At 72.3% G+C, this 16,452-nt stretch carries 18 protein-coding genes; 8 read left to right on the top strand and 10 right to left on the bottom strand.

From position 1 onward, the window contains the following. The first annotated feature begins 91 nt into the window (after positions 1 to 91). The 3 genes from AB0878_RS09370 to AB0878_RS09360 all read left to right on the top strand — a co-directional run bounded on the left by AB0878_RS09370 (position 92) and on the right by AB0878_RS09360 (position 2,963). Positions 92 to 757, top strand: coding sequence for a hypothetical protein (locus AB0878_RS09370; RefSeq protein ID WP_366578126.1), 666 nt, complete (start codon positions 92 to 94; stop codon positions 755 to 757). Between the two features lie 5 nt (positions 758 to 762). Beyond that, the gene (locus tag AB0878_RS09365) at positions 763 to 1,653 is read left to right on the top strand and encodes a hypothetical protein (RefSeq protein ID WP_366578124.1); all 891 of its coding nucleotides are present in this window, start codon (positions 763 to 765) and stop codon (positions 1,651 to 1,653) included. Between the two features lie 89 nt (positions 1,654 to 1,742). Next, the gene (locus tag AB0878_RS09360) at positions 1,743 to 2,963 is read left to right on the top strand and encodes a TetR family transcriptional regulator (protein WP_366578122.1); all 1,221 of its coding nucleotides are present in this window, start codon (positions 1,743 to 1,745) and stop codon (positions 2,961 to 2,963) included. 235 nt (positions 2,964 to 3,198) lie between these two features. Here the strand turns inward: AB0878_RS09360 and AB0878_RS09355 are convergent, their stop codons facing one another. Genes AB0878_RS09355 through AB0878_RS09340 form a run of 4 tightly spaced genes read right to left on the bottom strand, consistent with a single transcriptional unit; the run spans position 3,199 to position 7,921 of the window. Beyond that, positions 3,199 to 3,978, bottom strand: coding sequence for an enoyl-CoA hydratase/isomerase family protein (locus tag AB0878_RS09355; protein WP_366578120.1), 780 nt, complete (start codon positions 3,976 to 3,978; stop codon positions 3,199 to 3,201). Further along, a complete protein-coding gene (locus tag AB0878_RS09350) occupies positions 3,975 to 5,480 on the bottom strand; it encodes an AMP-binding protein (RefSeq protein ID WP_366578118.1) in 1,506 nt (501 codons plus the stop codon). Before AB0878_RS09350 ends, AB0878_RS09355 begins: the two co-directional genes overlap by 4 nt. Beyond that, positions 5,481 to 6,629: an acyl-CoA dehydrogenase family protein gene (locus AB0878_RS09345; RefSeq protein ID WP_366578117.1), complete on the bottom strand. Its 1,149-nt coding sequence runs from the start codon at positions 6,627 to 6,629 to the stop codon at positions 5,481 to 5,483. Positions 6,630 to 6,643: 14 nt separating this feature from the next. Next, positions 6,644 to 7,921: an MFS transporter gene (locus tag AB0878_RS09340; RefSeq protein ID WP_366578115.1), complete on the bottom strand. Its 1,278-nt coding sequence runs from the start codon at positions 7,919 to 7,921 to the stop codon at positions 6,644 to 6,646. A 210-nt stretch (positions 7,922 to 8,131) separates the two neighbouring features. Here AB0878_RS09340 and AB0878_RS09335 point away from each other — a divergent pair, with 210 nt between their 5' ends. Together AB0878_RS09335 and AB0878_RS09330 are read left to right on the top strand one after the other, a co-directional pair. Next, the gene (locus tag AB0878_RS09335) at positions 8,132 to 8,779 is read left to right on the top strand and encodes a response regulator transcription factor (protein WP_366578710.1); all 648 of its coding nucleotides are present in this window, start codon (positions 8,132 to 8,134) and stop codon (positions 8,777 to 8,779) included. A gap of 12 nt (positions 8,780 to 8,791) precedes the next feature. After that, entirely contained in the window at positions 8,792 to 9,055 is a 264-nt protein-coding gene (locus AB0878_RS09330; protein WP_366578113.1) for a hypothetical protein, read from the top strand. Positions 9,056 to 9,073: 18 nt separating this feature from the next. Here AB0878_RS09330 and AB0878_RS09325 read toward each other — a convergent pair whose 3' ends face one another. From AB0878_RS09325 to AB0878_RS09315, 3 genes are all read right to left on the bottom strand, one after another. Beyond that, complete coding sequence (locus AB0878_RS09325) at positions 9,074 to 9,442, bottom strand: response regulator (protein ID WP_366578111.1); 369 nt, start codon at positions 9,440 to 9,442, stop codon at positions 9,074 to 9,076. A 62-nt stretch (positions 9,443 to 9,504) separates the two neighbouring features. After that, on the bottom strand, positions 9,505 to 10,551 hold the full coding sequence (locus tag AB0878_RS09320; protein WP_366578110.1) for a histidine kinase: 1,047 nt from the start codon (positions 10,549 to 10,551) through the stop codon (positions 9,505 to 9,507). 165 nt (positions 10,552 to 10,716) lie between these two features. Further along, complete coding sequence (locus AB0878_RS09315; RefSeq protein ID WP_366578108.1) at positions 10,717 to 10,905, bottom strand: hypothetical protein; 189 nt, start codon at positions 10,903 to 10,905, stop codon at positions 10,717 to 10,719. A 179-nt stretch (positions 10,906 to 11,084) separates the two neighbouring features. On the opposite strand from AB0878_RS09315, the gene AB0878_RS09310 reads away from it, so the two are divergent. Next, positions 11,085 to 12,110 carry an NADPH:quinone reductase gene (locus AB0878_RS09310; RefSeq protein WP_366578106.1) on the top strand — a complete coding sequence of 342 codons (1,026 nt, stop codon included), beginning with the start codon at positions 11,085 to 11,087 and terminating at the stop codon, positions 12,108 to 12,110. Here the strand turns inward: AB0878_RS09310 and AB0878_RS09305 are convergent. Next, complete coding sequence (locus AB0878_RS09305) at positions 12,085 to 12,414, bottom strand: hypothetical protein (protein ID WP_366578104.1); 330 nt, start codon at positions 12,412 to 12,414, stop codon at positions 12,085 to 12,087. The genes AB0878_RS09310 and AB0878_RS09305 overlap by 26 nt on opposite strands. Before the next feature lie 153 nt (positions 12,415 to 12,567). Then, on the bottom strand, positions 12,568 to 13,467 hold the full coding sequence (locus AB0878_RS09300; protein WP_366578102.1) for an SDR family NAD(P)-dependent oxidoreductase: 900 nt from the start codon (positions 13,465 to 13,467) through the stop codon (positions 12,568 to 12,570). 67 nt (positions 13,468 to 13,534) lie between these two features. Here AB0878_RS09300 and AB0878_RS09295 point away from each other — a divergent pair, with 67 nt between their 5' ends. Continuing rightward, on the top strand, positions 13,535 to 14,110 hold the full coding sequence (locus tag AB0878_RS09295) for a TetR family transcriptional regulator (protein WP_366578100.1): 576 nt from the start codon (positions 13,535 to 13,537) through the stop codon (positions 14,108 to 14,110). Positions 14,111 to 14,266: 156 nt separating this feature from the next. Then, complete coding sequence (locus tag AB0878_RS09290) at positions 14,267 to 14,698, top strand: DoxX family protein (RefSeq protein ID WP_366578098.1); 432 nt, start codon at positions 14,267 to 14,269, stop codon at positions 14,696 to 14,698. A 50-nt stretch (positions 14,699 to 14,748) separates the two neighbouring features. On the opposite strand, the gene groL is transcribed toward AB0878_RS09290, so the two are convergent. Then, entirely contained in the window at positions 14,749 to 16,440 is a 1,692-nt protein-coding gene (gene groL / locus AB0878_RS09285; protein WP_366578097.1) for a chaperonin GroEL, read from the bottom strand. Positions 16,441 to 16,452 lie beyond the last annotated feature (12 nt).

The raw sequence follows: 16,452 nt of genomic DNA, 5'->3' as shown, positions 1-16,452 counted from the left end.
GGCCGGCGGTGAAAACCTCGTGACCGGGTTGTGCCGCTGTGGTGTGTTCCTCTCGCTCTTCCCGCTCTAACTTGAGTGGGAGGTGGGTGCCATGTCGATACGTCACCGGTTCGCCGTGCGGGTGGGTGCCGGTTCGCTCCTGCTCGCGAGCGCCGCGGCTTGTTCGGGGCCGGGTTCCGGCGCCGGTCCGGCAACGGAGGTCTCGACCGGCGTGGCGTCGACGGCGTCGTCGGTCGAGACCACCGGCTCGAATCCCTCGACGGAGGGCACCGGCCCGGAGCCGCCGCGCTCGTCCGAACGCGAGGGCTCGGTGGCGCTGGCCGGCCTGCCGGTCGGGGGCGGCAACGACGCGAGCGGCGCGCAGGACTGCATCCGCGTGAGCCTGCTCGACAGCAACGTCCCCGAAGGCGCCCGGATCGCGGTGGGTGAGGTCGCCGCCGGTCCCGGGGACCTCGTCACCGGCGGCGGGGCCTGCGGCGGCCCTCCCGCGTGTTCGTCGTACACCTTCACGGCGCAGGACAACTCCTGCTCCGTCGCGCTCTCCTGGCACCGGCCCGGCGACGGCGCCACGCTGACCATGAAGGGCAGCTACGCCTGCGGCGGAGACCCGAGCGCGTGTGCGGAGTTCGGCAAGACGCTGCGGACCAACACGATCGACCTGACGAACCCGCTCGAGACCCCGGAAACCACGACGACGACGGAGGAGTCCGCCGTGACGACGACGGAATCCACGACGACGTCGGCCACGTCGGGCTGAGCGAGGTGCCCGAGGAGGGGGACGTCACCGGCCGGTTCGAGCACTGGGTGCGGACGGTCGGGAACGTCGTCGCCCCGGCGACCCTGCTCACCACGCTGCTGTTCTACTTCGGCTACGTCTCCACGCGTTCGCAGTACGAGTACTTCGGCATCGACGTGGACACGATCGGCCTGGCCACGCAGGACTACGTGATGCGCAGCCCGCAGCCGCTGCTGACGCCGTTGCTCGTGCTCACCTTCGCCAGCGTCGGCGCGCTGGCCCTGCATTCGGTCGTGCAGAAGCGGATCGCGGCGGCCGAGGACACCAGCCGGCTCCGGTCCACGGTGCGCACGCTCACCGCGGCGGGGCTGACGGTCCTGGCCGCAGGGGTGGTGTTGCTGCTGCTGTATGCGTTCGTGCGCGACTGGACCTTCTACGCCCTGGTCACTCCCCTGCTCATCGCCGCGGGCGGCGTGCTGGTGGTGTACGGCTTCCGGATCCTGCGCCGCCTGGCCGGCAGCGCCCCGCCGCCGGTCTCGCCCGTGCGGCGCGTGTCGCTGGCCCTGGTGCTGGTGGTCGTGGCGGTGAGCTTGTTCTGGACCACGGCCACGGTCGCGCAGTGGTCGGGGCGCGGGCTCGCGATGGCGCAAGCGCGGTCGCTGGACCAGCTGCCGAGCGTGATCGTGGACACGAAGGAGCGGCTGTTCCTGCGCAGCCCGGGCATCGAGGAGACCGCGCTGCCGTCGGCACCGGGACAGACCTTCCGCTACCGCTACCGCAACCTGCGGCTGCTCGTGCACGGCAACGACCGCATGTTCCTCGTTCCGCGTACGTGGTCGGCCAGCGACACCACGTTCGTCGTCCCGCTCGACGGGCAGGTGCGCGTGCAGTTCCAGTTCCAGAACCAGCAGCCCTAGCAGCGCTTCCCGAATCCCGGTTGTGGAAGCCTTCGCGGCGCGCGCCCGCTAACCTGGTGGGAACGGTGCTGACGCGATGAGGAGAACGAGTGAGCCGGGCGGAAGTTCGCGGGACGAAGCGGCAGTCCTCGCCGTCCGCGCGTCCCAACCGCCGCGCCGAGCTGCTCGCGGCCGCGGCCCGGCTGTTCCGCGAACGCGGCTACGGCGGAGTGTCCGTGGCGGACATCGCCGAGCAGGTCGGCATCACGGCCGGTGCGGTGTACAAGCACTTCCCCGACAAGCGCGCGCTGCTCGCCGAGCCCATCCGCGAGATGGTGCTCACCTGGCGCAACCGCGAGGTGCTCGCGCTGGCGCAGGGCGGCGACACCGACGAGGTGCTGCGGCGGCTCGCGACCTCCGTTGTCGGCGTCGTGCTGGAGCGACCCGACGTGGTGCGCCTGTGGCACCAGGAGGCCCACTACCTCACGAGCGAGGTCCGCGAAGAGCTGGTGGCGGTGCGTGTCGAAGGCGTCGGCCTCTGGCTGCGCGTGCTGGTGGACGCGCGCCCGGAACTGACCACGAGCCAGGCGGAGTTCCGGATCCGCGCCGCGCTGGGCCTGCTCAACAGCGTGCCCGCGTTGCCGCGGCGCCGGCTGTCGGCCCACGCGGCGACGCTGGAAACCGTGCTGCTGGCCACGTTGCTCGCGCCGGAACCGCCGAAGACCCTGCCGGAAATCCGCGTGGTGGACCGGGAATCACCGGCCGTGGCGGAGAACACGCGCAGCCGCGCGATCCTCGACGAGGCGGCGAAGCTGTTCCGCGAACGCGGCTACCACGCCGTGGGCATCGACGACATCGCCGCGGGCGTGGGCATCGCCGGCCCGTCGATCTACAGCCACTTCCCCAGCAAGGCGGCCGTGCTCACCGCCGTGGTCGAGGAGATCGCCGACGAGCTGTGCTGGGGCGGCGCGCTGGCGATGGCCTCGGACGGGACCCCGCACGAGGTGCTGGAGCGGCTGGTGACCACACACGTCCGCACGGCGATCGCGAAGAGCGACCTGATCGCGGTGTGGATGACCGAGGAGCACCACGTGCCCGAGGACCTCGGCGAGGCCGTGCGCCGCGACCGCAAGCGCTACCTGGACTACTGGGTGGGCGCGGTGCTCGCGGTGAACCCCGGCGTCGAGGAAGCGGTGGCGGAGACCGCGAGCCTCGCGGTGATGGAGCTGATCGACGCCGTGGCCCGGTCGAGGCGGTTCGCGGCGGTGCCGGAGCGTCCCGAGTGGACGGTCGGGCTCGCGCTGGCGGCGCTGACGAGCGTGGCGGTCTGACGCGTCCCCGGTTTGTACGGACGCAGTGATCTGTACAGACCGTGATCTGTACAGACAGCGATTTGTACCGACCCTGTTCCATACAGACACAGTGGACGGACACCGAGGGCGGGGGTGGACCTTCCCCCTCGGTCAGGTCCTTCCCCGCCCTCGGTGTTCTCAGCCGGTCGCCCTTCGGCTTTCTCCGGTGGCCGCACCCGTCCGGTTGCGCGGCCACAGGTGTCGCGCGCGCGGCTCAGTCGCTTGCGCGCTCGGTGCCCTTCCAGCGGTCGGAGCCCTTGCGGGCGAACGACCACAGCTGCGCGCTCTGTTCCAGGGGCACGGCCGCCTGCCAGCTCAACGCCGGCGGGCCGACCTCCGCCCGCAGGCTGCGGATCGCCGCCCGCGTGAGGGCCGGGTCGCCGCCGCCGCGAGCCGCGAGCGCGAAGGCCCGGGCCTCGACCTCCTCGTCGGGCTGCGCTTCGTAGGCGAGCCCGAGCTCCACGGCGCGGCGGCCGTTCACCGACTCGCCCAGCACGCCGAGCACCGTCGCGGCCTCCGGCGTGACGACCCGCGTCAGCAACGTGTAGTGCCCGCCGCCGGGGTGCACGCCCAGGCGCGTGAAGCCGGACGCGAGCACGGCGTCCTCGGCGACGACGCGCACGTCGGCGGCCAGCGCGAGGTTCATCCCGGCGCCCACCGCCCCGCCGCGCACGGCGGCGACCGTCGGCACCTTCAGCGCACCGAAACGCAGGAACGCGTCGTAGATCCGTTGCGTGGCGCGGATTCCCTCGTCCGACGCGGGGGCGGCCGAGATCGCCGCCAGCTCGTCGCGGTCGCCGCCCGAGCAGAAGTACCCGCCGGCGCCCTGGATCACGGCCGAGCCGATCGCGAGGTCGGCGTCGATGCGTTCGCACGCCTCGATCAGCGCGCCGGCCAGCTCGCCGTCGATGGCGTTGCGTTTGCGCGGCGCGTTGAGGGTGAGCACGGCGACGCCGTCGGTCACCTCGAACAGCACGGGTTCGGGTTCGGTCATGAGCGGGCTCCGCGGAGGTCGACGTCGTCGGTTTCGTGCGTGCGCAGCAGGGCCGAGCGGACCTTCTGCGTCGCCGTCTTGGGCAGTGCGGGGCGCACCGAGATGTAGCGCGGCCAGGCGAACTTCGGCAGCTTGCCGTCGAGGAACGCGGGCAGCCCGAGCGGGTCGAACTCGCCGCGCGGCACCACGACGGCACGGACCTCCTGGCCCACGACGTCGTCGGGCACGCCGACCACGGCCACCTCGTCCACCGCCGGGTGCTCGGCGATCGCCGCCTCGACGTCGGCCGGGCGCACGTTCTCGCCGGCGCGGCGGATCATGTCGTCGGCCCGGCCGTGGAAGACGAGGTAACCCTCGTCGTCGAGCGCGCCCAGGTCCCCGGTGTGGAACCACAGGTTGCGGAACTTCTGCAGCGTCAGCTCGGCCTTGCCGTGGTAGCCGTCGAAGAGCACGAAGGCCTCACGCGGGCGCACGCAGATCTGCCCGGGCTCGCCGGGTGCCACGGGCACGTCGTTCGCGTCGAGGATCGCCAGGTCCATGTCGGGCCGGACGGTACCGCAGGTGCCGCGGCGACGCTGCCCGGACCGGTTGGCCGTGACCCAGCCGCCGGTCTCGGTCATGCCGTAGAGCTCGTGGACCTCGACGCCCACGTGGTCCTCGATCGTCGTCCACAGCCCGACGGGCGCGCCGCCGCCGGTGCAGAAGCGCAGCTTGTGCGGCGGGATGTGCTCGGGCAGCTTGCGCACGAGCATCGCCAGCATCGTGCCGACGTAGGTGAACCCCGTGGCCTCGTACCGGATCGCCTGCTCCAGGAACTTCGCCGGTTCGAACTTCTCCAGCAGCGCCAGGGAACAGCCCGTGGCGATCGCGGTCATCACCGCGTACACCTGCGGGTTGGTGTGGAACAGCGGCAGCGCCACCATGATCCGGTCGTCGGCGCGGATCCCGATCGCGTCGGCCAGCTCCCGGCCGCCGGCGAGGAACGCGCCGTCGGACAGCACCGCCCCCTTGGGCGGGCCGGTGGTGCCCGAGGTGTAGAGCAGGCTGCTCTCGGCGTCGATCCCGGCCTCGTGCATCGGGTGCGGCGCGAGGCCGGCCACGGCGTGCTCCAGCTCGCCGGCCGTGGCGAAGCCGAGCGTGTGCCCGGGGTCGAAGCCGGCGTCGGCGACCAGGCGCGCGATGCTCGCGGTGTCGCCGACGGCGAACTCGATGCCCGCGTCGGCCACGACCTGGCGGATGTGCGCGCCGGTCGCCTGGTTGTGCAGCGGCACGCACGTGGCGCCGAGCCAGCGCAGCGCGAACCACAGGTAGGGGAACGTCGGCGTGTTGCCGCAGGCGAGCAGCACACGGTCACCGGCCCGGACGCCGTTGCTCTGCAGCAGCGTCGCGGTGCGGGTGACCACGTCGAGCAGCCCGGCCCAGCTGATCACCTTGTCGTCCTGCAGCAGGAACGGCGCGTCGCCGCTGGTCTCGCACCGCTGCTTCAGTGTTGCCGCGAACATCTACCGATCCTCCACCCTGACGGCCTTGACCAGGCTCTTCGCGACGGTGTTCTTGAGCACCTCGGCCGATCCCCCGGCCACCTCGTACGCCTTCGCGTCGCGCAGGTACCGGCCGAACGGCTGGGTCTCGCGCGTGCCGTGCGCGCCGCACACCTGCACCGCCGTGGAGGCGACCTTCGTGGCGAGCGAGGCCGCCAGCAGCTTCGCCGACGACGACGAGCGCGCGATGTCGCGGCCCGCGTCGAGGTCGCGCGCGGCCTCGTAGGTGAGCAGCCGCGTCGCGTCGATCTGCGCGGCCAGCTCGGCGAAGTACCACTGGATCCCTTGGAAATCCAGGACCTTCGTGCCGAACGCCGAGCGCGTGTCCACGTACTTCAGCGCGCCCTCGAACGCCGCGCGCGCGATGCCGAGGCTGATGCCGGCGGCGAGCGTGCGCGAGTTGGCGAGGGTGACCATCACCTGCTTGAGGCCGCGGCCCTCGGTGCCGATGAGGTGGTCGGCGGGCACCTCGACGTCCTCCAGCACCAGGTTGACGTGCGGGCCGTTGCGCAGCCCGAACGTCTCGGCCTCGTGGCCCTGGTAGCTGGACACGCCCGGGGTGTCCTTGGTGACCGCGAACGTCGAGACGCCGACGTCGGTCTCGGCGAGCACCACGAACAGCTCCGCGGCCGCGCCGGAGGTGATGAAGGCCTTCTCGCCGTTGAGGACCCAGCCCTTGTCGGTGCGGTGGGCCTTGGTGTCGAGCGTGCGGATGTCGCTGCCGTGCCCGTCCTCGGTCAGCGCGAACGACGCGGGCAGGCCGCCCGCGTAGCGCGGCAGGTAGCGCTCCTTGAGCGACTCCTCGCCGTAGAGCTCGATGCAGCGCTGGCTCTGGAAGATCGTGATGAGCGAGATGCCCAGGATCGCACTGGCGACCGAGAGCTCCTCCAGCACGGCGAGCAGTTCCGTCATCGGGCGGCCCTCGCCGCCGTAGCGCGGGTCGAGCGTCATCGAGTTCCAGCCGCGTTCGGCGGTGAGCCGCACGAGGTCGAGCGGGTAGCGGTCGTCGCGGTCGAGGGCGTCCGCGACCGGGGCCACGTGCTCGCGCGTGAACTCGCGGGCCTCGAGCGCGAGGCGCTCGTCGACGTGGTCCCTCCAGAGGTGCTGCAAGGCGTTCCCCTTCCTCATTCCGCCGCGGTGATGGCCCGGCCGGAGCGGTCGGCCAGGAACAGCGCGGTGATCATCATCAGTGCCACGGCGAACAGGCCGGTCGAGATGCCGCCGCCGAGGCCGTAGCGGGCGGCGAGCAGGCCGACGATCCCGGGCCCGAAGCTCGCGATGCCGCGGCCCACCGAGTAGCAGAAGCTCGAGCCCGTGGCCCGGATCGGCGTCGCGAACAGCTCGCCGAACCACGTGCCGAACACGGCGAAATAGCCGAGCCCGAACGAGATCACGAAGTACATCGCGATCACCGACCCGGTCGCGGCGCCGGTGGCGATCAGCACGGCGAAGGCGATGAACGCGACCAGCTGCACCGAGGCGAAGGCGAGCAGCGCCTTGCGCCGGCCCCACCGGTCGCCGAGCGCGCCCGCCGCGACGTAGGAGACGAGCGAGATGGCGGCGCTGACGTAGAGCACCGTCTGCGTCGGTCCCGCGCCCAGGTGCAGGCCGGTCTTGAGGAAGGTCGGCATCCAGGACGAGTAGACGTAGTAGGAGTACTGCGCGCCGAACACCACGACGGTGCCGAGCACGACCATCTTCAGCGCGTTCTTCTTGAACAGCAAGGCGAGTCCGGCGGGCTCTCGGGTTTGCGCCGTGCCGGCCGTCCGGCCCTCCGCCTTGGCGCGCTGCAGTTCCAGCCACTGCTTCGACTCCGGGCAGGCGAGCCGGATCGCCACCGCGGCCAGCGCGGGCAGCGCGCCGATGGCGAAGGCCCAGCGCCAGTTCGGAACCGCGCCGGCGACGAAGATGCCGATCGCGTAAGCGGGCCAGATCGCGGCCTGCACCATGCCGCCGGCGAGCCCGCGGCGCTTGGGCGACCACGCCTCGTTCAGCAGCGCGAACCCGATGGCCCACTCGCCGCCGATGCCGACCCCGGCGAGCATCCGGCACACCACGAACAACCCGAAGTTCGGCGCGAGCGCGCCGAGCCCCGTGCCGATCGCGAAGATCCAGATCGTCCACGTGAGCACGCGGCGGCGGCCGAACCGGTCGGCCAGCGGGCCGAACAGGATGCCGCCGATCGCCGTGGCCGCGAGCTGCGCGGTGAAGACCGCGCCCACCGCGGCCGTGGAGACGCCGAACGTCTTCCCGACGTCGCCGGCCACGAGCGACAGGATCACGAGATCGAAGTACTCCATCCCCCAGCCGCTGACCGCGGCCGCGATGATCAGACCGCGCTCTCTTCGGGTGTAGGCGGACCCGGCCACGCCGGCCGGGGCGTTGGTCGCCACTTCGGACATGGGCCACCTGCTTCTTTGCGGGAGGTGAATACTGGTTAGGCGGACGGTAACTCGTCGTTAGCCAGAGTTCAAGGGGGTTCGCGGTCACGGTCCGGCGGCGCAGCAGCCGGTCACCGCCCCGGCACGCACCGCACCCGCGCCCGCCGGACGGGTTTTCCGGGCGCGCCCGGGCGGACCGGCCCCGGTAGCGTGAGGCCGGTGTCGGAACGGATCCGGGTGGTCGTCGGCGAGGACCAGGCCCTGGTCCGGGAGGGGATCGTGCGCGTCCTCGAACGCGCCGGCTTCGAGGTCGCCGGCGTGGCCTCCGACGCGCCCGCCGTGCTGCGTCAGGTCCGCGCGCACCGGCCCGACGTGCTGATCACCGACATCCGCATGCCCCCGGACCTCACCGACGACGGCCTGCGCGCGGCGCTGGAGATCCGCTCCTCCGACCCCGACGTCGGGGTGATCGTCCTGTCGCAGTTCCTGGAGGACCGCTACGCCTTCGAGCTCGTCGGCGACCGCGCGGAAGGCGTCGGCTACCTGCTCAAGGAAAAGGTCGCCGACCCGGCGGTCCTCATCGACGCCGTCCGCCGCGTCGCCGCCGGCGACACGGCCCTCGACCCGGACGTCATCGCCCGCCTCGTCGGGCGCAAACGCGTCGGCAGCCCGCTCGACGACCTCACCCCCCGCGAGCGCGACGTCCTCGCCCTCATGGCCGAGGGCCACTCCAACGTCGGCATCGCGGAGAAGCTCGTGGTCACCGTGCCCGCCGTGGAACGCCACGTGACGGGGATCTTCAGCAAACTCGGCCTGCACCAGTCGGCGAGCAGCCGGCACCGGCGGGTGCTGGCGGTGCTGCGGTACCTGCGGAGCTGACGTCCCGGGGTCGTGCGTTCCGGAGATCGTGCCGAGGAAATTTCGGCGGCGCGGCCCGCCTTCGCCGGAGTCAAGCCGCTGTTCGACGAAGAACTGGAGCTGGTCGAGTCCGGTCTGGACGATCACGTGGAGGCCTGGGAACGGATCCACGAGCGCATCACGGGATCGCTGAGCCTGCTGTCGTCGCGTGGGCCGGTGGCCGAGTTCCTCCTCCACGTCGAGGACGGGAAAGCGTGGTTTCGCTGGAGCGACGAGCCGTTCGACGACCGAGGCTGACGTCCCCGCGCCGAGGGGTCAGGCGGCCGTGAAGCCGAACAGCGTCGGCAGGTCGGCCGTCGCGAGGTGGTCCTTGGCGATGAAGGCGATGATGCCGACTGCGGCGAGGTCGGCGGGGGTGTAGCCGGGCGGCTCGGTCGAGGTGACGAGGATCCGGGGCGCCGGGCCGGGGGCGGCGGTGAGGGCGCGGGCGGCCGAGAGGCCGTCGGTGTCGGGGAGGTGGAGGTCGAGGAGCACGCAGTCGGGGTGGTGGGCCCGTGCGGCTGCCAGGGCTTGCCCCGCGTCGGCCGCCTCGGCGACGACGGCGAAGCCCCGGGCGGCGAGCAGGCGCCGCGCCGCGCGCCGGAAGCCGGTGTCGTCGTCGACGATCAGGGCGGTGGGCGGCATAGCTCAAGGGTCCCCGTCCCGCACCCGGCCCCGCCATGGGGATGTCCCCACAGTTCGCGCGTTCAGAGGGGGAACTCCGCGCGCAGCACGGTTCCGCCGCCGGGCGGGGAGGACAGGGTGAGCCGGCCGTCGAGGGCGTCGACGCGATCGGCCAGGCCGGCGAGGCCGGAACCGGATCCGCCGGCGACGGCCCCGCCGACGCCGTCGTCGCGCACCTCGACCGTGAGCAGGGGCCCGGTCGCCGCCACGGTCACCGTGACCTGCGAGGCGTGCGAGTGCTTGACCGCGTTCGTGAGCGCTTCGGCGGCGACGAAGTAGGCGCACGCCTCGACCCCTTCGGCGAGCTCGACCTCGACCGACCCGGTCACCGCCACCGGCAGCGCCGCGCGCGAGGCGAGCGCCTCGACGGCGAACCGGAGCCCGCGCGCGGACAGGATGGCCGGGTGGATCCCGGCGGCGAGGTCCCGCAGCTCGGTGATGGCCGCGCGCGTCTGCTCGACGGCCTCGTCGAGCAGCCCGGGCACCCGCTCCGGCGCGGCGGCGAACTCCTCACGGGCGAGCTGCAGGTCGATGAGCAGCGCGACGAGCCGTTGCTGCGCACCGTCGTGCAGGTCGCGGGCCAGCTGCCGGCGGGCGGCCGTCGCGCTCTCGACGATGCGCCGGCCGGTGGCGCGCGACTCGGCCGCGCGGATCCGCGCGGCGTCCCGCTCGCGCACGGCCTGCTCCGCCGCACGGCGCCGCGTGGTCTCCTCGAAGGCGAGCACCGCGCCACGGCCGCCGGGCAGGTCCAGCGGGGCCGACCACCACTCGATCGGGAACATCGAGCCGTCCCGCCGGAAGAACCAGTCCTCGTCGCTGTGCACGGTCTCCCCGGCCTGGCGCGACCGCAGCATCGGGCACTCCGACGCGGGGAAGGGCGAGCCGTCCGGATAGTGGTGGTGCACCGTCTCGTGGCTCTGGCGCCCGCGCAGCTCGGCGAGGTCGCCGTAGCCGAGCGCGCCGACGGCCGCCGGGTTCGCGTAGACGATCGCCCCGCCGTGGTCGATCACCCAGACCGGCTGCGGAACCGTGTGCAGGATCAGCTCGAGCGTTTCACGGGGAGATTCCACGGCGCCCTCCCGACCGGGTCGGAGGCCTTCACCGTACCCACGCCCGCGCCGGTGTGGTCACCGTCGCCGGGCCGGGCGCCGCGAGCCGCGGGCCGGCCATGACGGGGGGGATGGCCGGCCCGCGGGTGCCGCCGCTGTGCGGGAGGGGCGCGGCGGCACGCCCTGTCAGTGCAGGGCCTCCCGCAGGACCGCGATCGCTTGCGCAGCAGCGGCTTTCGTCGCGCGCGTGTCCTGGACCGGGTCGAGCATGGTGAAGCCGGGCGCCGCGGTGCGCAACGGCGGGTTCGCCGTGGCGACGGACTGCGCCTGAGCCGCTCGTTCGAGGTGCGAATCCGGCGTGCGGTGGGTGGCCATCGTTCGCTCCTTTCGTCGGCGCTGCTCGTGTGTCCAAGCCTCGCGTGAGGGGCGCCGCGGAGCCATCGAGCAGCCACCACGGCCGCTCAGCCGCCGGTGTGGGGTAAACCCCACGCCCGGCGGGAGGAAATTCCGGCGGGCAAGGAATAGGGCCGCGGGGGTACGGGATTGCACGAGACATGAAGGCTGTCACGTTCACCCGCCACGGCGGGCCGGAAGTGTTGTCGGTGTCGGAGCGGGATGTCCCGGGGCCGGGCGCCGGCGAGGTTCGCGTGCGGATCGTCGTGTCGGCGGTGAACCCCACGGACTGGAAGTCGCGCCGCGGGCCCGGGGAGCTCGCGGGCCCGGCGGTGCCCAACCAGGACGGTGCCGGCGTGGTCGACGCCGTCGGGCCGGGCGTCACGGAGTTCGCGGCCGGAGACCGCGTGTGGGTGCTGCTGGCCGCCGCCCACTCCCCCGCGTCCGGAACGGCGCAGGAGTACACCGTGCTGCCGGCCGAGCGGCTCGTGCGCCTGCCCGACGGGGTCGGCTTCGACGAGGGCGCCGGCTTCGCGATTCCCGCGCTCACCGCGCACCGCGCCCTGACCGTCGCCGAGGACGGGCCGACGCGGCTCGCCCCGGGCGCGCTCGCGGGCCGCACCGTCCTGGTCACGGGAGGGGCGGGCGCCGTCGGCAACGCCACCATCCAGCTCGCCCGCTGGGCCGGCGCGACCGTGCTCACCACCGTCAGCACCGAGGCCAAAGCCACCCTCGCCCGAGCGGCCGGCGCGGACCACGCGCTGCTCTACACCTCGGGCGACCTGGCGGCCGAGATCCGGGCGATCGCCCCCGACGGCGTGGACCTCGTCGTCGAGGTCGCCGCCGGCACGAACACCGGGCTGCACGCCGACGTCCTGCGCACCCGCGGCACCGTCGCGGCCTACGGCGACGACCGCGGCACCGGCAGGATCACCCTCGAGTTCGGCCGCAACCTGTGGCTGAACTCGCGCTACCAGTTCCTGGTCCTCTACACCGTCGGCTTGGACAAACTGCGCGCCGGCGCCGAGGACGTCACCGCGGCCCTCGTCGACGGCGCGCTGCGCCTGGGCGAGGAGCGCGGCCTGCCGGTGCACCGCTTCGCCCTGGCCGACACCGCGAAAGCCCACGAAGCCTCGGAAAACGGCGCGACGGGCAAGATCCTCATCGACGTGACACCCGCAGGCTGAACCCCGCGCCGGTCACCGGACCCCGGTGACCGGCGTTTCCCGGGTGATCAGGCCTGGGGCCACCACGCCTGGTAGGGCGTGCCACAGTGCTTCCGGACAGGACGTACACGCACAGCGTGACCTTGATCCGGTCGATGCCCCCGACCAGGTCGCGATCCTCGGCCACGAACGAAAATTCCTTGTAGACCGCGTACCGGCTCACCGTCCGCGTCTGCGCCGCACCCACCTTCGTGCTGCCCGCGTACGCCTCGAAGACCGCCTGCGTGTAGTCCGGCGCGTCCGACGTGTAGACCTTGCCCGTCACGGTGCGGATTTCCTCCCCAGGAAAGACAGACCACGCGTCAGCCGGCCTCCCGCCGCCGATCCCGTCGGCACGACCGTAACCGAACCCCGCGCTTCACCGGCGCACATCGGGCAGTACCACCCGAAAGGCCCAAATCCCCTCATCGACCGCCCATCAGGGCGCGGTCACGAAGTCCGGGTCCACGCCCGCGAGTTCCGCGCTCGAGTCCCACAGCCGACGGCCCGTCGCGGGGTCGGCGAGCGGGCCCTTCGGCGTTTCGAGGCGCGGTTTTCCGCGCAGCCCGAACGACCGCGGGCCCCACAGCTGTCCATTCCGGACGGACGGGTCGAGCGCCGCGTGCACGGCGGACCACGCGCCTGCGTGTTTTCCTTGCAGCAGCAGGCCGGCGGGAAGCGTACGGAGCAGCTGGGCAGTGGTGCGCGAGTGGACCGGCGGCCGCGACGGAGTCAGTGCGTCCAGCGCGCCGCCCGGGTGGACCACGACGCTGAGGGCCCCGCTGCCCGCCTTCTCGAGACGGTGGGCCAACTCGAAACCGAACAGCATCTGCGCGAGTTTGGCGCGCTCGTAGGCCCGCTTGGGGGCGTAGGCCTGAGTGCTCTGCAGGTCGTCGAGGTCGAGACGCGCGGAGCGGGCCGTGAAGCTGCCCGTGGTCACCACGCGACCGGCCGACAACCGCGGCCACAGCAGGGCCGTGAGGGCGAAGTGGCCGAGGTGGTTGGTGCCGAACGTCAGCTCGTGGCCGGCCGGGGTTTCGCGCCGCTCGGGACCGTCGAGGAGCACCCCCGCGTTGAGGACGGCCACGTCGAGCCGAGGCACGTCGAGGGCGTCGGCCGAGGATTTCAGCGAGGCGAGGTCGGCGAGGTCGAGGCGCACGGACGTGACCCGGGCGCCGGGCAGCCGCGCCTGGATCGCCGCGGTCGCGGAGGCGGCTTTCACCGGGTCGCGGCTGCCGAGCACCACGGCGGCCCCGGCCGTGGCGAGCTGCTCGGCGACGAAGTAGCCGATGCCGGCGTTGCCGCCGGTCACCAGCGCGATCGTGGACTGGGTCGGCATGACGAGCCCTCGTTTCTGTAGTCACTCTGATTTCAGAGTAACTCCAGTTTTGGCTATCGTGAGATTCATGCCCGGACGACGCGAACGCAAGAAGGCCCGCACCCGCCAGGCGCTCGACGAAGCCGCCCTGCGCCTGTTCCTGGAACACGGCTACGACCACGTCACCGTCGCGCGGATCGCCGAGGAGGCCGACGTCTCCGTCGCCACGCTGTTCGCCCACGTGCCCGACGGCAAGGAAGCCCTGATCTTCGACGACGGCACCGAACGCCGCGAAGGTCTCGTCGCCGCCGTGCGCGAGCGGGAAGCCGGCGAACCCGTTCTCGCCGCCCTGCGCCGGTTCTTCGCCGGCCGCGGGCCGTTCGCGGCCGAACTGCCGCCGGAGTACGAACGCAAGCGCGCCCTGATCGTCTCCACGCCGGCCCTGCGCGGGTACGCGCGCAAGCTCTGGATCGCGAGCGAAGACGCGTTGGCGGAAGCGATCGCCGAAGCGAGCGACCTGCCTACCACCGAAACGGCCGCCAGGGCCCTGGCCCGCTTCGTGCTGGAGATCCCCGACCTCACGGGCACCGAGCCCGACCCCCTCGCCGCGCTCAACGCCGTGTTCGATCTCCTCGAGTCCGGCTGGCCGCCGCGGCGCGCCTGAGCACCCCGCACGCGCGAGGCCACACTTTCGCAGGTACCGCGCCGGACGGCACAGCCGGTATACCTGGTCGCACGCACCGATAGGTCTGGACCATTACGGCAGCCGACCGGGGTGTCGGCCCGGCCGCGCCCCGGCACCGTCCTTTGTGGAGGTACCATGCACCGGCTGGACGCGATCCGCGACCACGCGATCGGACTCTTCCGCATCGTCGTGGGGTTCCTCTTCGCCTGCCACGGCGTGAAAACCCTCTTCGGCCTCCTCGGCGCCCACGCCCCCGCGCAGGTCGGCTCGTGGCCCGGCTGGTGGGCGGCGCTCATCCAGCTCGTGGCGGGCACGCTGGTGTGCCTCGGCATCGGCACCCGCGCGGCCGCGCTGATCGGCTCGGGGTCGATGGCCTTCGCCTACTTCACCGTCCACGCGCCGAATGACGTGCTGCCGATCCAGAACGGCGGTGAGCAGGCCGCCCTGTTCTGCTGGACGTTGCTGGTGCTGGCCTTCACCGGGCCGGGCCGGTTCGCGCTCACCGGGGCACTCGCGGCTTTCCGTGCCGCTCAACGGGAAGACCCCCGCGCACCCGTACGGGGGTGAGGTGCGCGGGGGTCGAGTCGCCCGGATCGGCAGCCCGGACCGAGAACGGATCAGCCGACCGACGGCCCCATCCCGAGCGACTGCGGAGTGCTCGCGTCGGGTGAAGGCTGGTGCAGGCCCTCGTCGAGCGGCCCGAACTCGGTCATCAGCGCCGCGCTGCCGCCCCACGGCGTCTGCTCCTCGGCGATCAGCGAGTTCGTCGTCAGCAGCAGGCCGGCGACCGACGCGCCGTTCTGCAACGCCGACCGGCACACCCGCAGCGGGTCGATGATGCCGAGCTCGACGAGGTCGCCGAAGCGCCCGACCAACGCGTCGAACCCTTCGTCGTCGCCGAGTTTCCGGGTCTGCGCCACGATCTCCTCGGCCGCGTACCCGGCGTTGCTGGCGATCAGCAGCGCCGGCGCGCTCAGCGCGCGCCGCACGATGTCGGCGCCGATGGCGTAGTCGCCTTCGAGGTCGAGACCCTCCAGTACCTTTTCGGCGTGCAGCAGGGTCGCGCCGCCGCCGGCGACCACGCCCTCCGCGATCGCGGCCCGGGTGGCCGAGAGCGCGTCCTCCACGCGGTGCTGCAGCTCCTTGAGCTCGGCCGGCGTCGCGGCGCCGACGCGGATCACCGCGACCTTGCCCGTCAGCGCGCCGATCCGCTCGGTCAGCACGTCGTCGTCGATGCCGAACTGCGCGCGCTCGCGCTCGGCCCGCAGCTGGTTCACGCGGAACTCGATGTCGTCGGCCGACCCCGCGCCCCCGACGATCTGGGTCGCGTTCTCCGTCACCCGCACCTGCTTCGCGCGGCCGAGGTGCTCCAGCTTCATCGTCTCCAGCGTGAAGCCCGAGTGCTTCGACAGCACGGCCCCGCCGACCACGGCCGCGAGGTCCTCCAGCTTGTGCAGCCGGCGGTCGCCGAAGCCCGGCGCCCGGATCGCGACGGCCTGGAACGTGCGGTTCACGTGGTTGTGCACGAGCATCGACAGCGCCGTGCCCTCCACGTTCTCCGCGATCAGCACGAGCGGGCGCGGGTTGCGCATCACCTTGTCCAGCACCGGCATCAGCTGCTGCACGTTGCTGATCTTCTCGCTGCACATGAGGATGTACGGGTCGTCGAGCACCGCTTCCAGGCGCCCGGGATCCGTGACGAGGTACGGCGAGAGGTAGCCGTTGTCGAACTCGAAGCCCTCCACGAACTCCACCGACATGCCGATGCGCGGCGACTCCTCGATCGTGACGACGCCGCTCTCCCCCACCGTGTGCAGCGCCTTGGCGATCACCGAGCCGACGGCCCCGTCGTCGTTGGCGGAGATCGCCGCGACCCGCGCGTAGTCCTCTTCGGACTTCACCGGATGCGCCATCGTCTCCAGGTGCTCGACGAGCCGGCCCACCGCCGCGTCGATGCCCCGCTTGACGAGCACGGGGTTGCCGCCGTGGGCGATCGCCCGCATGCCCTCGCCCACGATCGCCTGGGCGAGCACGGTCGCGGTCGTGGTGCCGTCGCCCACCACGTCGTTGGTCTTGATCGCCGCTTCCTTCACCAGCTGTGCGCCCATGTTCTCGAACTGGTTGCGCAGGTGGACTTCACGCGCGATCGTCACGCCGTCGTTGGTGACCACGGGCGAACCGGTGATCTTCTCGATGATCACGTTGCGCCCCTTGGGGCCCAGCGTCGACTTCACGGCCTCCGCGAGTTTGTCCACACCCGCCACCAGCAGGTCGCGGGCTTCCGAGCCGAAGCGAAGTTCCTTGGCCATGCTGCTCCTCCT

This window comes from Amycolatopsis sp. NPDC047767 (assembly GCF_040704195.1).
In the GTDB taxonomy this organism is placed as follows: domain Bacteria; phylum Actinomycetota; class Actinomycetes; order Mycobacteriales; family Pseudonocardiaceae; genus Amycolatopsis.
Note: the sequence above shows the minus strand (reverse complement) of the source record. Positions and strands in the feature narration are given on the sequence as shown.

Bases quoted from the DNA above. Each gene is read 5' to 3' on its own strand.
- AB0878_RS09370 (WP_366578126.1), top strand. From the start codon at position 92: ATGTCGATACGTCACCGGTTCGCCGTGCGGGTGGGTGCCGGTTCGCTC.
- AB0878_RS09355 (WP_366578120.1), bottom strand. From the start codon at position 3,978: ATGACCGAACCCGAACCCGTGCTGTTCGAGGTGACCGACGGCGTCGCC.
- AB0878_RS09350 (WP_366578118.1), bottom strand. From the start codon at position 5,480: ATGTTCGCGGCAACACTGAAGCAGCGGTGCGAGACCAGCGGCGACGCG.
- AB0878_RS09340 (WP_366578115.1), bottom strand. From the start codon at position 7,921: ATGTCCGAAGTGGCGACCAACGCCCCGGCCGGCGTGGCCGGGTCCGCC.
- AB0878_RS09325 (WP_366578111.1), bottom strand. From the start codon at position 9,442: ATGCCGCCCACCGCCCTGATCGTCGACGACGACACCGGCTTCCGGCGC.
- AB0878_RS09315 (WP_366578108.1), bottom strand. From the start codon at position 10,905: ATGGCCACCCACCGCACGCCGGATTCGCACCTCGAACGAGCGGCTCAG.
- AB0878_RS09310 (WP_366578106.1), top strand. From the start codon at position 11,085: ATGAAGGCTGTCACGTTCACCCGCCACGGCGGGCCGGAAGTGTTGTCG.
- AB0878_RS09300 (WP_366578102.1), bottom strand. From the start codon at position 13,467: ATGCCGACCCAGTCCACGATCGCGCTGGTGACCGGCGGCAACGCCGGC.
- AB0878_RS09295 (WP_366578100.1), top strand. From the start codon at position 13,535: ATGCCCGGACGACGCGAACGCAAGAAGGCCCGCACCCGCCAGGCGCTC.
- AB0878_RS09290 (WP_366578098.1), top strand. From the start codon at position 14,267: ATGCACCGGCTGGACGCGATCCGCGACCACGCGATCGGACTCTTCCGC.
- groL (WP_366578097.1), bottom strand. From the start codon at position 16,440: ATGGCCAAGGAACTTCGCTTCGGCTCGGAAGCCCGCGACCTGCTGGTG.